This is a genomic window from Melaminivora sp. (assembly GCF_032059615.1).
Taxonomy (GTDB): domain Bacteria; phylum Pseudomonadota; class Gammaproteobacteria; order Burkholderiales; family Burkholderiaceae_C; genus Melaminivora.
On the sequence record NZ_DAMCAM010000016.1, the window covers coordinates 1 to 14,770 of the forward strand.

Annotated in this window: 10 protein-coding genes; 7 read left to right on the forward strand and 3 right to left on the reverse strand. The window is 71.5% G+C overall.

Annotation, left to right across the window (positions count from 1 at the left end; translation table 11 throughout):
* The 4 genes from RT051_RS05195 to RT051_RS05210 all read left to right on the forward strand — a co-directional run.
* Positions 1-1,108 (forward strand): efflux RND transporter periplasmic adaptor subunit (locus tag RT051_RS05195; protein WP_313073058.1); only part of this gene is annotated, 1,108 nt, incomplete at its 5' end.
* Positions 1,105-4,434 carry an efflux RND transporter permease subunit gene (locus tag RT051_RS05200; protein ID WP_313073062.1) on the forward strand — a complete coding sequence of 1,110 codons (3,330 nt, stop codon included), beginning with the start codon at positions 1,105-1,107 and terminating at the stop codon, positions 4,432-4,434. The genes RT051_RS05195 and RT051_RS05200, both read left to right, overlap by 4 nt.
* Positions 4,431-7,643, forward strand: coding sequence for an efflux RND transporter permease subunit (locus RT051_RS05205; protein ID WP_313073065.1), 3,213 nt, complete (start codon positions 4,431-4,433; stop codon positions 7,641-7,643). Before RT051_RS05200 ends, RT051_RS05205 begins: the two co-directional genes overlap by 4 nt.
* Before the next feature lie 85 nt (positions 7,644-7,728).
* Positions 7,729-9,168 carry an efflux transporter outer membrane subunit gene (locus RT051_RS05210; RefSeq protein WP_313073068.1) on the forward strand — a complete coding sequence of 480 codons (1,440 nt, stop codon included), beginning with the start codon at positions 7,729-7,731 and terminating at the stop codon, positions 9,166-9,168.
* Between the two features lie 24 nt (positions 9,169-9,192).
* On the opposite strand, the gene RT051_RS05215 is transcribed toward RT051_RS05210, so the two are convergent.
* The 3 genes from RT051_RS05215 to RT051_RS05225 form a co-directional block, all read right to left on the reverse strand.
* On the reverse strand, positions 9,193-9,534 hold the full coding sequence (locus RT051_RS05215; protein WP_313073071.1) for a chaperone modulator CbpM: 342 nt from the start codon (positions 9,532-9,534) through the stop codon (positions 9,193-9,195).
* A gap of 5 nt (positions 9,535-9,539) precedes the next feature.
* Positions 9,540-10,520 carry a DnaJ C-terminal domain-containing protein gene (locus RT051_RS05220; RefSeq protein WP_313073200.1) on the reverse strand — a complete coding sequence of 327 codons (981 nt, stop codon included), beginning with the start codon at positions 10,518-10,520 and terminating at the stop codon, positions 9,540-9,542.
* A 174-nt stretch (positions 10,521-10,694) separates the two neighbouring features.
* Positions 10,695-11,192, reverse strand: coding sequence for an Lrp/AsnC family transcriptional regulator (locus tag RT051_RS05225; protein WP_313073074.1), 498 nt, complete (start codon positions 11,190-11,192; stop codon positions 10,695-10,697).
* 163 nt (positions 11,193-11,355) lie between these two features.
* Between RT051_RS05225 and glmS the strand changes: the two genes are divergently transcribed.
* The 3 genes from glmS to corA are packed head-to-tail and all read left to right on the forward strand — an operon-like array spanning position 11,356 to position 14,746.
* Positions 11,356-13,260 carry a glutamine--fructose-6-phosphate transaminase (isomerizing) gene (gene glmS, locus RT051_RS05230; RefSeq protein ID WP_313073080.1) on the forward strand — a complete coding sequence of 635 codons (1,905 nt, stop codon included), beginning with the start codon at positions 11,356-11,358 and terminating at the stop codon, positions 13,258-13,260.
* A gap of 35 nt (positions 13,261-13,295) precedes the next feature.
* Positions 13,296-13,550 carry a DUF333 domain-containing protein gene (locus RT051_RS05235; RefSeq protein WP_313073084.1) on the forward strand — a complete coding sequence of 85 codons (255 nt, stop codon included), beginning with the start codon at positions 13,296-13,298 and terminating at the stop codon, positions 13,548-13,550.
* Positions 13,551-13,597: 47 nt separating this feature from the next.
* Entirely contained in the window at positions 13,598-14,746 is a 1,149-nt protein-coding gene (gene corA / locus RT051_RS05240) for a magnesium/cobalt transporter CorA (RefSeq protein WP_313073088.1), read from the forward strand.
* Positions 14,747-14,770 lie beyond the last annotated feature (24 nt).

A 14,770-nucleotide genomic window follows, 5' to 3' on the forward strand; every position in this document is an offset into this window, starting at 1 on the left:
CCCGGGCGGGCACGGCCCCGGCGGGCCGGGCTTCGGGCCGCCCGGCGCGGGTGCGGGCGCCACCGTGGGCACGGCGCGCGCGCAGGAGGGCGACATCCCGGTGCTCATCGAAGCGCTGGGCACGGTCACCCCGCCGGTGACGGCCACGCTCGTGCCCCAGGTCTCGGGCGTGCTGACCGAGGTGCTGTTCGAAGAAGGACAGTCGGTGAAAAAGGGCCAGGTGCTGGCCCGCATCGACGTGCGGCCCTACGAGCAGAGCCTGGCCCAGGCGCGCGGCCAGCGCGCCAAGGACGAGGCCCAGCTGGCGGCGGCGCGCGTGACGCTCACGCGCTACCAGACGCTCCTGGCGCAGGACTCGATCGCCCGCCAGGACGTGGACACGCAGGCCGCGCTGGTCAAGCAGCTCGAAGGCGTGGTCGAGGCCGGCCGCGCCAGCGAGCGCGCGGCCGAGCTCAACGTGGGTTTTGCCAGCATCCGCGCGCCCATCAGCGGACGCATCGGCCTGCGCACGGTGGACCCGGGCAATCTGGTCAGCAGCGGCAGCGCCACCGGGATTGCCACCATCACCCAGATGGCGCCCATCGACGTGCTGTTCTCGGTGCCGCAGGAGCGGGTGCAGGCCGTGCTGGCGGCGCAGCGCAGCGGTCCGCTGACGGTGCGGGCGCTGGACCGCGAGCGCAGCCGCACGCTGGCCGAGGGGCGCTTTCTGACGCTGGACAACCAGATCAACACCGCCACCGGCACGGTGCGCGCCAAGGCGCGCTTTGCCAACGCGGACGGGGCGCTGTTTCCCAACCAGTTCGTCAACGCCCGCCTGCAGCTGGGCCGCGAGCGCGGCGTGCTGGTGCCGGTGACGGCTGTGCGCACCGGCCCCCAGGGCGACTATGTCTATGTGGTCGATGACGAGCGCGTGGCGCGCATGCGCCCCGTCGTGCGCGGCATCGCCACCACCGACCAGATGCTGCTACGCGAGGGCCTGCAGCCGGGCGAGCGCGTGGTGACCGAGGGCGGCGACCGGGTCAAGGACGGCGGGCGGGTGCAGGTGGCCGGCGGCGCCGCGGGAGCGGGCGCCGAAGGCCGGGCCGGCGCCGCGGCACGCGCTCCATGAACGTCTCGCGCCTGTTCATCCAGCGCCCCGTGGCCACGGCGCTGTGCATGCTGGCCATCGTGCTGGCGGGCCTGGTGGGGCTGCGCTTTCTGCCGCTGGCGGCGCTGCCGCAGGTGGACTACCCGACCATCCAGGTGCAGACGCTCTACCCCGGCGCCAGCCCTGACGTCATGAGCCGCACGGTGACGGCGCCGCTGGAGCGCCAGCTCGGCCAGATGCCGGGCCTGGCGCGCATGGCCAGCACCAGCAGCGCCGGGGTGTCCCTCGTGACGCTGCAGTTCGCCCTGGACCTGCCCATGGACGCGGCCGAGCAGCAGGTGCAGGCGGCCATGAACGCGGCCAGCTCGCTCTTGCCGGCCGACCTGCCGGCGCCGCCGGTGTACGCCAAGGTCAACCCGGCGGACGCGCCCATCCTGCAGCTGGCCGTGACCTCGGACAGCCTGCCGCTGACCGAGGTGCAGAACATGGTCAACACGCGGCTGGCGCTCCGGATCAGCCAGATCGACGGCGTGGGCCTGGTGACGCTGGCCGGCGGCCAGCGCCCCGCCGTGCGCGTGCAGGCCAACCTGCAGGCGCTGGCGGCCATGGGCCTGTCGCTGGACGCCGTCAGCGGTGCCATCAGTGCGGGCAACGCCAGCTCGGCCAAGGGCAGCTTCGACGGCCCGGCACGCCAATACACCATCAACGCCAACGACCAGCTGACCAGCGTGCAGGACTACCGCGAGCTGATCGTGGCCTATGTGGCCGGCGCGCCGGTGCGGCTCAAGGACGTGGCCGAGGTGGTGGACGGCTCGGAGAACCGCCGCCTGGGCGCCTGGACCGGCATCAAGCAGGATGATAAAAATGAGAGCAAACAATCGTTGCCAGACAACGATGAAAGCCGGATTTCTTCCCAAACCGCTCCGCCCCTGACCCCGGCCATCATCGTCAACGTGCAGCGCCAGCCCGGCGCCAACGTCATCGCCACAGTGGATGCCATCCAGCGCCAGCTGCCCCACCTGCGCGAGGCGCTGCCGCAGAGCGTGCAGCTGGCCGTGCTCACCGACCGCACGTTGGGCATCCGCGCCTCGGTGCGCCATGTGGAGATGGAGCTGGTGCTGGCCGTGGTCATGGTGGTGCTGGTGATCTTCGCCTTCCTGCACAGCCTGCGCGCCACGGTGATCGCCAGCATCGCCGTGCCGGTCTCGCTCATCGGCACGCTGGTGGCCATGTACCTGCTGGGCTATTCGCTCAACAACCTGACGCTGATGGCGCTGACCATCGCCACCGGCTTCGTGGTGGACGACGCCATCGTGATGATCGAGAACATCGCCCGGCATCGCGAGATGCAGGCGGGTGGGAATGCCGGCGGCGCAGGCAAGAGCCCCTTGCAGGCCGCCCTGGACGGCGCGGGCGAGATCGGCTTCACCATCATCTCGCTGACCGTGTCGCTGATCGCGGTGCTCATCCCGCTGCTGTTCATGCAGGAGGTCATCGGCCGGCTGTTTCGCGAGTTTGCCGTCACGCTGGCGCTGACCATTCTGTTCTCCGCCCTGGTCTCGCTCACCCTGGTGCCCATGATGTCGGCGCGCTGGCTGGAGCCGCTGGACCGCGCGCAGGGGCGCTTCGGGCGCTGGGTGCAGTCGGGCATGGACTGGACGGTGGCGCGCTACGACCGGGGCCTGCAGTGGGTGCTGGCGCGCCAGCCGCTGACGCTGGCCGTGGCGCTGGCGACGCTGGCGCTCACGGCGCTGCTGTACGTGCTCATCCCCAAGTCGCTGTTCCCGGTGCAGAGCACGGGGCAGCTGCAGGGCCAGGTGCAGGCGGCGGCCGACGTGTCGTTCGAGCGCATGTCGGCGCTGCAGGGGCGCGTGGCCGAGGTGGTGCTGAGGGATGCGGCCGTGCGCTCGGTCAGCTCGGTGGTGGGGGTGGACGCGGCCAACAACAGCGCCCTGTCCACCGGCCGGCTGGTGGTCAACCTGCGCGGGCGCGGCGTCTTCAGCGACTCCGAGGCGACCATCATGCGGCGGCTGCGCGAGCAGGTGGCGCGCGAGGTGGCGGGCGTGCAGCTGTTCCTGCAGCCCACGCAGGACCTGACCATCGACGCCGACACCGGCCCCACGCAGTACCGGCTGGACCTGGAGGGCGTGGACACGCAGCTGGTCAACCGCTGGGCCGGCGAGCTGGCGCAGCGGCTGGCGCAGCTGCCCGAGCTGCGGCACGTGACCACCAGCGCCGGGGCCACCGGCCCCTCGGCCATGGTGCGCGTGGACCGCGACAGCGCCGCGCGCCTGGGCGTGACCACCAGCAGCCTGGACAGCACCCTCTACAGTGCCTTCGGCCAGCGCATCGTCTCGACCATCTTCACCGAGACCAACCAGTACCGGGTGATCCTGGAGGCCGGCCAGCCCGCCGGCGGCGCCAGCCTGGCCACCCTGCGCGACCTGCCGGTGCGAACGGCCAGCGGCGGCACCACGCCGCTGTCGTCGATCGCACGCATCGTCGAGGAGCCCGCGCCCCTGACGGTGCAGCGCGTGGGCCAGTACCCGGCGGCCACCGTGGGCTTTGACACCGCGCCGGGCGTGAGCCTGGGCGCGGCCGTGCAGGCGGTGCGCGAGGCGGCGCGCCAGGCCAGCCTGCCGACGGCGCTCACGCTGCGCTTCACCGGCGCGGCCGGGGCGTACGAGAGCTCGCTGTCCAACCAGCTGTGGCTGATCCTGGCGGCGGTGGTCTGCGTCTACATCGTGCTGGGCGTGCTCTACGAGAGCTATGTGCACCCGCTGACCATCCTGTCGACGCTGCCGTCCGCCGGCGTGGGCGCGCTGCTGGCGCTGGAGCTCACCGGCCACGCGCTGGACGTGGTGGGCATCATCGGCCTGGTGCTCCTGATCGGCATCGTCAAGAAGAACGCGATCATGATGATCGACTTCGCCATCGACGCCGAGCGCAGCCAGGGCAAGAGCGCGCGCGAGGCCATCCACCAGGCGGCGCTGCTGCGTTTTCGACCCATCCTGATGACGACGCTTGCCGCCCTGGCCGCCGCCGTGCCGCTGATGCTCAGCTGGGGCGATGGCGCCGAGCTGCGCCGGCCGCTGGGCATCGCCATCTTCGGCGGGCTGGTGCTGTCGCAGCTGCTGACCCTGTTCACCACGCCGGTCATCTATCTGTGGTTCGATCGGCTGGGCCAGCGCCTGGCCCGCTCGCCGGCCGCACTCCCCTTCCCCCCTGGGGGAGAGAGCGGGGGCGAGGGGGTGGATCGGGCGCAGCGCGGCGACGTGCCTGCACCCTCACCCCAGCCCTTTCCCGCTCGCGGGAGAGGGAGCGAGGGCAGTGGAGCCCAGGGATGAACCTTGCACGCCCCTTCATCGAGCGGCCGATCGCCACCGTGCTGCTGACCATCGGCCTGGCGCTGGCCGGCATCGCGGCCTATTTCGTGCTGCCGGTGGCGCGGCTGCCGGCGGTGGACTTTCCCGTCATCTTCGTCACCGCCAACATGGCCGGCGCCAGCCCCGCCGACATGGCGCGCACCGTGGCCACGCCGCTGGAGCGCACGCTGGGCACCATCGCCGGCGTCAACGAGATGACCAGCAGCTCCAGCACCGGCTCGACGCGCGTGGTGCTGCAGTTCGATCTGAACCGCAACATCGACAGCGCGGCGCGCGACGTGCAGGCGGCCATCAACGCCGCGCGTATCGACCTGCCGGCCAACCTGCGCACCAGCCCCAGCTACCGCAAGGCCAACCCGGCGGCCCAGCCCTTCCTGATCCTGGCGCTCACCTCGGACACGCGCACGCCCGGGCAGATCTACGACGCTGTCAACAACATCGTCAGCCAGCGCCTGCTGCAGGTGCGCGGAGTGGGCGACGTGATGCTGGGCGGCAGCTCGCAGCCGGCGGTGCGCGTCGAGCTCAACCCCTTTGCCCTGCACGCGCTGGGCATCAGTGCCGACGACGTGCGCGCCGCGCTGCAGGCCGGCAGTGCCAACCGGCCCAAGGGCGTGATCGAGGTGGGCGACGCGCAGGACGGGCGCGCGCTGCAGGTGCTGACCCCCGCGCCCGGGCTACGCGCGGCCGACTGGCAGGGCCTGGTCGTGGCCATGCGCGGCGGGCAGGAGGTGCGCCTGTCGCAGGTCGCGCGCGTCACCGACAGCGTGCAGGACACGCGCACGCGCGGCATGTTCAACGGCCAGCCGGCCATCATCGTGACCATCACCCAGCAGCCCGGCGTCAACCTGATCGCCACTGCCGACGCCATCCACGAGCTGCTGCCCCAGCTGCGCGCCCAGCTGCCCGGCGACATCGCGCTGGACGTGGCGGTGGACCGCACCGGCTCGGTGCGCGCCTCGGTGAGCGAGGTGGAGCTGACCCTGGTGCTGGCCGTGGTGCTGGTGGTGCTGGTGGTCGGATTGTTCCTGCGCACGCTGCGCGCGGCGCTGATCCCGGCGGTGGCCACCGTGGTGTCGCTGCTGGGCACCTTCGCGGTCATGTACGCGCTCGGGTTTTCCATCAACAACCTGACGCTGATGGCGCTCACCGTGGCCACGGGCTTCGTGGTGGACGACGCCATCGTGGTGCTGGAGAACATCGCCCGCCATCTCGAAGCCGGCCGGCCGCGCCGCCAGGCGGCGCTGGACGGCGCGCGCGAGGTCGGCTTCACCGTGCTCACCATCAGCGTGTCGCTGGTGGCGGTGTTCATCCCGCTGCTGTTCATGGGCGGGCAGCCCGGGCGGCTGTTTCGCGAGTTCGCGGTGACGCTGTCGGCGGCGGTGCTGATCTCGCTGGTCATCTCGCTGACCACCACGCCCATGCTGTGCGCGCTGCTGCTGCGCCGCGCGCCTCAGGCGGCCGGGCAGGTGGCACCGCCAGCCCGGCGCAGCCTGGCCGGGCGGCTGCGCGCGCGCCTGGCCGGCTTGGCCAGCGGCGGCGAACGGCGCCTGGTGGGCGCCTACGCGCGCGCGCTCGACGCGTCGCTGGCCGCGCCCTGGCGCGTGGTGCTGGTGCTGTTGGTGGTGGTGGGGCTGAACGGCTACCTGTTCGCCAGCATCGACAAGGGCTTCTTTCCCGAGCAGGACAGCGGCCAGCTGATGGGCGGCCTGCGCGCCGACCAGAGCATTTCCTCCACCGCCATGGCCGACAAGCTGCAGCAGGCAGTGGACATCATCCGCGCCGACCCCTCGGTCGCCACGGTGGTGGCGTTTGCCGGCGGGCGGGCGGGCGGGGGCTTTCTATCGGCGGTGCTCAAGCCGGCGCGCGAGCGCCCGCCGGGCGAAAGCGCGCGCGCCGTCATCGGCCGCCTGCGCCCGCAGCTGGCGCGCATCACCGGCCTGCGTGTGTTCCTGAACCCGGCGCAGGAGCTGATGGCGGGCGGGCGCAGCAGCAACGCCACCTACCAGTACACCTTGAAGGCCGACAACCAGGCCGACCTCAAGACCTGGACGCTCAGGCTGGCCGCGCAGCTGCGCCAGGACGCGCGGCTGCTGGACATCGACGACGACCAGAGCGACAACGGCGTGGAGACCTTCGTCGAGGTGGACCGCGACAAGGCCGCGCGCCTGGGCGTGCCGCTGTCGGCCATCGACGCCGCGCTCTATAACGCCTTCGGTCAGCGCCAGGTGGCCAACATGTACAGCGACCTGAACCAGTACAGCGTGGTCATGGAATGGGCGTCACGCCACGCCCTGTCGCCCGAGGCGCTCAAGGACGTGTACGTGGCCGCCACGCGGCCGGCCGAGGGCGGCTCGGCCAACCCGGGGCAGCGCAACGCCTCGACGGGCCAGCAGATCTCGCTGGTCGGCGCAACCATGGTGCCGCTGGCGGCGCTGGCCACCTTCAGCGAGCGCGCCGTGCCCAGCTCGGTCTTCCACGAGGGCGGGGAGCTGTCGAGCACGCTGTCGTTCAACCTGGCCGAGGGCGTGGCGCTGGAGCAGGGCCGCCAAGCGGTGCTGGACGCGGTGGACGCCATCGGCATGCCCAACAACGTGCGCGGCAGCTTTGCCGGTGCCGCCGCCCAGGCCCAGGCCACGCAGTCGCAGCAGGGCCTGCTGATCGTGGCGGCCATCGTGGTCATCTACATCGTGCTGGGCATCCTCTACGAGAGCCTGGTGCACCCGGTCACGGTGCTGACCACGCTGCCGAGTGCCGGCTTCGGCGCCGTGCTGGCACTGCTGGCGCTGAAGATGGAGTTCTCGCTCATGGCGCTGATCGGCGTGTTCCTGCTGATCGGCATCGTCAAGAAGAACGCCATCCTGATCATCGATTTTGCCCTGCAGGCCCAGCGCACGCAGGGGCTGTCGGCGGTGGCGGCCGTGCGCGAGGCCTCGCTGCTGCGCTTTCGGCCCATCGTCATGACCACGCTGGCAGCCATCCTGGGCGCTTTGCCCCTGGCCATCGGTTTCGGCCAGGGCGCCGAGCTACGCCAGCCGCTGGGCGTGACCATCGTCGGCGGCCTGGTCGCCAGCCAGCTGCTGACGCTGCTGACCACGCCGGTGGTCTATGTACTGCTCGACCGCCTGAGCCAGCGCCGCCGGGCCCGCGCGGCGCGTCTGGCGGCGGTGTGACGGGGCGGGGCGATAGGAAGGAAAGACAGATATGAGAGTGTGTTTTCCGTCAAGGGGGGGGACGCATGCCTCGCTCCTTCCCCCTTTGGGGGAAGGCGGGGATGGGGGCCGGCTGGACAAGGCAGCTGCGTCGTACGCCCTGGCGCTCGCCATCCTGCTCGCCGCCTGCACGCCCCTGCCTGCCGAGGAGCCCGCACCCGCAGCCCCCGTCTCCACCTCCTGGAAAAGCGCCGCGCTCCCCGGCTGGACCAGCACCGCCGACCACCAGGCCTGGCAGGAAGGCCGCTGGTGGCAGCTGTTCGGCGACGCCACGCTCGACGGCCTGATGCCCGGCGTGGACATCGGCAATCAGAACCTGGCGCAGGCGCTGGCCAACGTGGCCCAGGCCGAGGCGCTGCTGCGCCAGGCCCAGGCGCAACGCCTGCCCACGCTCGGCGCGCAGCTGGGCACCCAGCGCAGTGGCGAGCCGGCGCGCGGCACGGCCACGCTGGGGCTGTCGGCCAGCTGGGCGCCCGACCTGTGGGGCAGCCTGGAGGCGGCCGTGCGCGCGCAGGGTGCCAACGTCCAGGCCAGCCGGGCGCAGCTGGCGGCGGCGCGCCTGGCCGCGCAAGGCAGCCTGGCCCAGGCCTATTTCGCGCTGCGCGAGGCCGACGCCGAGGCCGACCTGCTCACGGACATCATCGCCGCCTACGAGCGCGCGGCGACCATCACCGGCAACCGCTACCGCGCGGGCATCGCCGCGCACACCGACCTGCTGCAGGCCCAGGCGACGCTGGAGTCGGCGCGCGCCAGCCGGGTGGCGCTGCGCGCCAGCCGCGCGCGCTACGAGCACGCCATTGCCCTGCTGCTGGGCCGCCCGCCGGCGCAGTTTTCGCTGGCGCCCGCGCCGTGGACGATGGCCGTGCCCGAGGTGCCGGCCGTGCTGCCGTCCGAGCTGCTGCTGCGCCGGCCCGACGTGGCCGCGGCCGAGCGCGCGGTGGCCGCGGCCAATGCGCGCATCGGCGTGGCGCGCGCGGCGTGGTTTCCCAGCCTGAACCTGAACGCGGGCCTGGGCGGGGCCGCGGCCAGCCTGTCGGCCCTGGCCTCGGCCCCGGCACTGACCTGGTCGCTGGGCGCGGCGCTGGCGCAGACGCTGTTCGATGGCGGCGCGCGCAGCGCCGCGCTCGACCAGGCGCTGGCCACGCACCAGGCGGCCACGGCCGGCTGGCGCCAGACCGCCCTCACGGCCTTCGGCCAGGTCGAGGACCAGCTCACGGCGACTGCCGCGCTGGCCGAGCAGCAGGCGCATACTCGCGCCGCCGCCGAGGCCGCCGCCGGCGCCGAGCAGCGCACCATGAACAGCTACCAGGCGGGCGTATCGGCCTACAGCGCCGTCATCACAGCCCAGGCCGCGGCGCTGAACGCGCGCCGCAGCGTGCTGCAGTTGCAGCTGCAGCGCCAGCAGGCGGTGGTGGCGCTGGTGCAGGCGCTGGGCGGCGGCTGGGTGGCGCCATGGGGGCAGCCGCCCGGCGTGGGCAACCCCTGAGCCGGTCGTCGGCGCGGGCCGGCCTCAGCCCGCGCCCCGTTGCGCTTCCAGCAGGCGCAGGCGCTGGCGCAGCTGCGTCACTTCCTCGATCAGGTCGGCCGTCAGGCCTGCCAGCTGCGGGTCGGCGTCGAAGGTCGATTCCAGGCGCGCCAGGCGCCGGGCGCGCACCACGGTGGTGCTGCGAAACTGCCACTGTCCGCTGCTGTGCTCGCCCTGCAGCAGGCCGGCCGAGGCGCGCTCGACCACCCAGCCCGGGGCCATGCAGCAGGCGCGTGCCAGTTCCTCTAGGCCCAGCAGGTCCTGCTCGTGCAGCAGCTCGGCCAGGGCTGCATGGGCGCTTGCGTTTGTCGAAGGGGTGTGGTGCATGGCTCTCAGGCTCCTTGCGTGCTGCGCGGGTCGAACGAGGCAAAGGCCCGGGCCAGGTCGCGCCAGGCCTGCCGCTGCGCGTCGGTGGTGGTGGGCGGCAGCACCAGCTGCAGCTCCAGATACAGGTCGCCCGGCGTGGCCGCCGGGATGCCGCGCTCCTTCAGGCGCAGCTTGCGCCCGCTCTTCCAGCGCGCCGGCACGGTGACTTCGACGGTGCTGCCGCCGGGCGTGCTCACCTGGATGGGGCCGCCCAGCTCGGCCTCCCAGGGGGCAACGGGTACGGTCTGGTAGACGTCGCGGTCCTCGGCGCGCCAGCGCGGGTCGGGCTTGAACTGCACTTCCAGGAACAGGTCGCCCGCGGGCGCGCCACCCAGGCCCGGCGCGCCCTGGCCGGCCAGGCGGATGAGCTGGCCCTCGCGCACGCCCCGGGGGATGCTGACCTGCAGCTGGCGCTCCTCGCTGACGAGGTGGCCCGCCTCGTCCAGGCGCGCACCGCGCAGGCTGAGCATGCGCTCGGCGCCGTGGTAGGCGTCCTGCAGGTCGAGTTCGATGCGCGCGTGGTGGTCGCTGCCGCGCTGCTCGCGCGCGCGCCCGGCCTGGGCGGCGCCGGCACCGCCGTGGCGCGCGCGGGCGGCGCGGCCGAACAGCTCCTCGAAGAAGTCGCTGAACTGCGCGCCGTCCATGCCGGCCGCGCCCTCGGGGCCACCGGTGAACTCGAACCCGGCGTCCCAGTTGGGCGGCGGCCGAAAGCCCTGGCCGGCGCCGTGCGGCGCGGCGCGGCCCAGCTGGTCGTAGGCGGCGCGCTTTTCCGGATCAGACAGCACGGTGTTGGCCTCGTTGACCTCGGCCATGCGCGCGGCGGCATCCGGCTCCTTGCTGACGTCGGGGTGGTACTTGCGCGCCAGCTTGCGGTAGGCCTTCTTGATGTCGTCGGCCGTGGCATCGCGCGGCACGCCCAGGATCTGGTAGTAGTCCTTGAACTCCATGCGTCCTCCATGCAGGCACGCCGGCGCGCGGGGTGGGGGCAGCAGGCAGGCCCCGGCGCGCAGGCGCATGAATCCGCTCCATGGTAGGCGGGTGCCGGCGCGCCGTGTGTAGGTCAAGGTGTGGCGGCAGCACCTGAGGCGACAGACGTCATTATCAAAATTTATAGCTACAACTCATTGCTGGACAACGCCTAAGTCCAGTTTTGGCTCGAATTTTGCCCGCCGCGTGGCAAAGAACGCCCGCACGTTGCGCACATTGGCGTCCTGGGTGAACAGGCGCTGCGTCAGCTGCAGATAGGCCGGCATGTCCGGCACGTGCACGACCAGCACGAAGTCCGGCCCGGGCGAGACGAGCCAGCACTGCTGTACCGCTCCTTCGGCCACGGCACGTGCCTCGAAGGCCTGCAGGTGCTCGGCGCCCTGGCGGTCCAGCGACACCTCGGCGATGGCCGTCAGGCCATGGCCCTGCAGCTGCGCCAGCCGCTCGGGCCGCACCAGCGCCACCTGGCGCTCGATCAGGCCGCTGCCCAGCAGCCGGCGCACCCGGCGCAGGCAGGTCGCGGGCGAGACCCCCATGCGCTCGGCCAGCGCCTGGTTGCTGAGCGAGGCGTCGGTCTGCAGCTGCCCCAGCAGGCGCAGGTCCAGGTCGTCGAGTGAGAAATGAGATTCCATGATTTTCATTATCGAGAAAGAAAATTTCCTCCAGTCTGTCCGATGAAATTTCCATTCAATTTATAGAAAAACATGGAGGGCAAATTTCTTGTCACTCCCTCTAGCATCCGCGCCATTCCTGTCTTTTGCTCGTTCTTTCTCCTTTTCTTTCAAGGAATCCATCATGTGCGGCATCGTCGGCGCGGTCTCCCAGCGCAACATCGTCCCCATCCTGGTGCAGGGCCTGCAGCGCCTGGAGTACCGCGGCTACGACTCCTGCGGCGTGGCGGTGCACGCCCAGAGCCTGCCCGGCCGCGCGGGCGACGGTCTGGTGCGCGCGCGCAGCACGGCGCGCGTGGCCGAGCTGCTGGCGCAGGTCGAGCAGGGCGGGTTGCAGGCGGCCACCGGTATCGCCCATACCCGCTGGGCCACGCACGGCGCGCCCGAGATGCACAACGCGCACCCGCACTTCAGCCACGGCCCGGGCGTGGCGCCGGACGAGGCCGAACGCCCCGGGCGCGTGGCGCTGGTGCACAACGGCATCATCGAAAACCACGAAGCCCTGCGCACCGAACTGGAGGGGCGCGGCTACGTCTTCTCCAGCCAGACCGACACCGAGGTCATCGCCCACCTGGTCGACAGCCTCTATGACGGCGACCTGTTTGCCGCCGTGCGTGCGGCCGTGGCGCGGCTGCACGGCGCCTTTGCCATTGCCGTGCTCCACAGGGACGAGCCGCACCGCGTGGTGGGTGCGCGCGCCGGCTCGCCGCTGGTGTTGGGCGTGGGCGCGCAGGCCGGCCAGGACGGGCTCTTTCTCGCCAGCGACGCCATGGCGCTGGCGGGCGTGACGGACCAGATCGTCTATCTGGAGGAGGGCGACTTGGTGGACCTGCAGCTGGGCCGCTACTGGATCACGACCATCGACGGTCAGCCGCTCTCGCCCGCCGAGCGGCCTGTGCGCACCGTGCTGGCCCACAGCGGCGCGGCCGAACTCGGGCCCTACCGGCACTACATGCAAAAGGAGATCTTCGAGCAGCCCGCGGCGCTGGCCGAGACGCTGGACGGCGTGCAGGGCATCGTGCCCGAGCTGTTCGACGGCGCGCATGCCGCCGCCTGGCGGGTGTTCCAGGACATCGACCGCGTGCTGATCCTGGCCTGTGGCACCAGCTACTACAGCGGCCTGACGGCGCGCTACTGGCTGGAGGCCATCGCCGGCCTGCCGACACAGGTCGAGGTGGCCAGCGAATACCGCTACCGCACGAGCGTGCCGGACCCACGCACGCTGGTGGTCACCATCAGCCAGTCGGGCGAGACCGCCGACACCCTGGCCGCGCTGCGCCACGCCAAGAGCCTGGGGATGACACACACCCTGACCATCTGCAACGTGGCCACCAGCGCCATGGTGCGCGAGTGCGAGCTGGCCTACGTCACCCGCGCGGGCGTCGAGGTGGGCGTGGCCTCGACCAAGGCCTTCACCACCCAGCTGGCGGGTCTGTTCCTGCTGACCCTGGCGCTGGCCCAGGCCAAGGGCCGCCTCTCTGAGCAGGACGAGGCGCATCACATGCAGGCGCTGCGCCACCTGCCCGTGGCGCTGCAGGCGGTGCTGGCGCTCGAGCCCCAGGTCATCAGCTGGGCCGAGGACTTCGCGCGCAAGGAGAACGCGCTGTTCCTGGGCCGCGGCCTGCACTACCCCATCGCCCTGGAGGGCGCCTTGAAGCTCAAGGAGATCAGCTACATCCACGCCGAGGCCTACCCGGCCGGCGAGCTCAAGCACGGGCCGCTGGCCCTGGTGACCAGCGAGATGCCGGTGGTCACCGTCGCGCCCAACGACCAGCTGCTGGAGAAGCTCAAGAGCAACATCCAGGAGGTGCGCGCGCGCGGCGGCGTGCTCTACGTGCTGGCCGATGCCGACACGCGCATCGACAGCAGCGAGGGCATCCATGTCATCCGCATGCCCGAGCACTACGGCCTGCTGTCGCCGCTCTTGCACGTCGTGCCGCTGCAGCTGCTGGCCTACCACACGGCCTGCGCGCGGGGGACGGATGTGGACAAGCCCCGCAATCTCGCCAAGAGTGTGACGGTCGAATGACCGCCATCCCCGGACCCAACGAGGAGCCCCAGTCCATGTCCATATCCAGCGTCATCAGGATCCTCATCACCAGCGCGAGCACGCTCCTGGCGCTTGCCGCCTGCACCACCGCCGCGCCGCCTGCCCCTGTGGTCGGGATGGCCAATCCTGCTTCGCTGCACTGCCTGCAGCGCGGCGGTACGCTTGAGATCGTCAAGGGTCCCGCCGGCGAGCGCGGCATGTGCCACCTGGTCGATGGCACGGTGATCGAGGAGTGGGAGCTGTTCCGCCGCGAACACCCTCGCAAGTGAGCGCCACTGCCTGACCAGCGGGCTGGCCCCCTTAGCCTGCCGACCGCATGAAGCATCCCCTCTCTGCTCGCCTGCGCGCCCTGCGCCGTCAGGGCTTTCGCCGCCGCAACAACCGGCCCGGCACGCCGCCGGGTTTGCTCGAACCCGCCGCCGGCGCTCAGGACATGGCTGCGCTGCCGCCCGCGCGGCTGCTGCTCATGCACTACACCAGCGAGGGCGAGGTGGTCGAGCAGCTCGATCCGGCCACCGAAGCCGCGGCCACTGCGGCAGCCGATGCGCAGCGCGTCGTCTGGCTGCACCTGCAGGGCATGCCCACTCCGCAGCAGCTGCAAAGCCTCAAGGAGACGCTGGGCCTGCACCCGCTGGCGCTCGAAGACGTGCTGCACCGTGGCCAGCGTGCCAAGGCCGAGAGCTACGACGCGCACCAGTTCGTCATCGTGAACCTGGTGCAGCGCGGTGACGAGGCCGAGGGCGACCCTGAATGCGGCGCCTGCCGGGTGGACCAGGTCAGCCTGTTCCTGGGGCGCAACTTCGTGGTCAGCATCAATGACGGCGCCAGCGACGTGTTCGAGCCGGTGCGCCAGCGCATCCGGGCCAACGGCAAGATCCGCCGCCTGGAGGCCGATTACCTGCTGTATGCGCTGCTGGACACCCTGGTGGACTCGGGCTTTCCGCTGCTCGATGCCCTGGGCGACGAGCTGGAGGCGCTGGAGGACGAAATCCTGTCGGATGCCAACCAGGAGGCACGCAACAAGCTGCACTACGCCAAGCGCGAGCTGGTGGTCATGCGCCGCGCCTGGTGGCCGCAGCGCGAGGTCATCGCCGCGCTGATGCGCGACGACGCGCCCTTCATCCGGGACGCCACACGCGTCTATCTGCGCGACTGCCACGACCACAGCGTGGTCATCATCGACTTCGTAGAAACCTACCGGGAGATGGCATCCAGCCTGCTGGACGTGTATCTGTCGGCGGTGAGCCAACGCATGAACAACGTCATGAAGGCGCTCACGGTGGTGGCCACCATCTTCCTGCCGCTCACCTTCATCACCGGCCTGTACGGCATGAACTTCGACACCGACAGCCGCTGGAACATGCCCGAGCTGCACTGGCGCTACGGCTACCTGTACGTGCTGGCACTGATGCTGGGCATCGTCGCCGGCATGCTGGCGTACTTCCGGCGCAAGCGCTGGCTTTGACGGCCCCGGGTGGGGTGCGCACGC

What these genes read in the sequence shown, in the direction of transcription:
- RT051_RS05225 (WP_313073074.1), bottom strand. Translation starts at nt 11,192, where the DNA reads ATGGAATCTCATTTCTCACTCGACGACCTGGACCTGCGCCTGCTGGGG.
- glmS (WP_313073080.1), top strand. Translation starts at nt 11,356, where the DNA reads ATGTGCGGCATCGTCGGCGCGGTCTCCCAGCGCAACATCGTCCCCATC.
- RT051_RS05205 (WP_313073065.1), top strand. Translation starts at nt 4,431, where the DNA reads ATGAACCTTGCACGCCCCTTCATCGAGCGGCCGATCGCCACCGTGCTG.
- RT051_RS05215 (WP_313073071.1), bottom strand. Translation starts at nt 9,534, where the DNA reads ATGCACCACACCCCTTCGACAAACGCAAGCGCCCATGCAGCCCTGGCC.
- RT051_RS05235 (WP_313073084.1), top strand. Translation starts at nt 13,296, where the DNA reads ATGTCCATATCCAGCGTCATCAGGATCCTCATCACCAGCGCGAGCACG.
- RT051_RS05200 (WP_313073062.1), top strand. Translation starts at nt 1,105, where the DNA reads ATGAACGTCTCGCGCCTGTTCATCCAGCGCCCCGTGGCCACGGCGCTG.
- corA (WP_313073088.1), top strand. Translation starts at nt 13,598, where the DNA reads ATGAAGCATCCCCTCTCTGCTCGCCTGCGCGCCCTGCGCCGTCAGGGC.
- RT051_RS05220 (WP_313073200.1), bottom strand. Translation starts at nt 10,520, where the DNA reads ATGGAGTTCAAGGACTACTACCAGATCCTGGGCGTGCCGCGCGATGCC.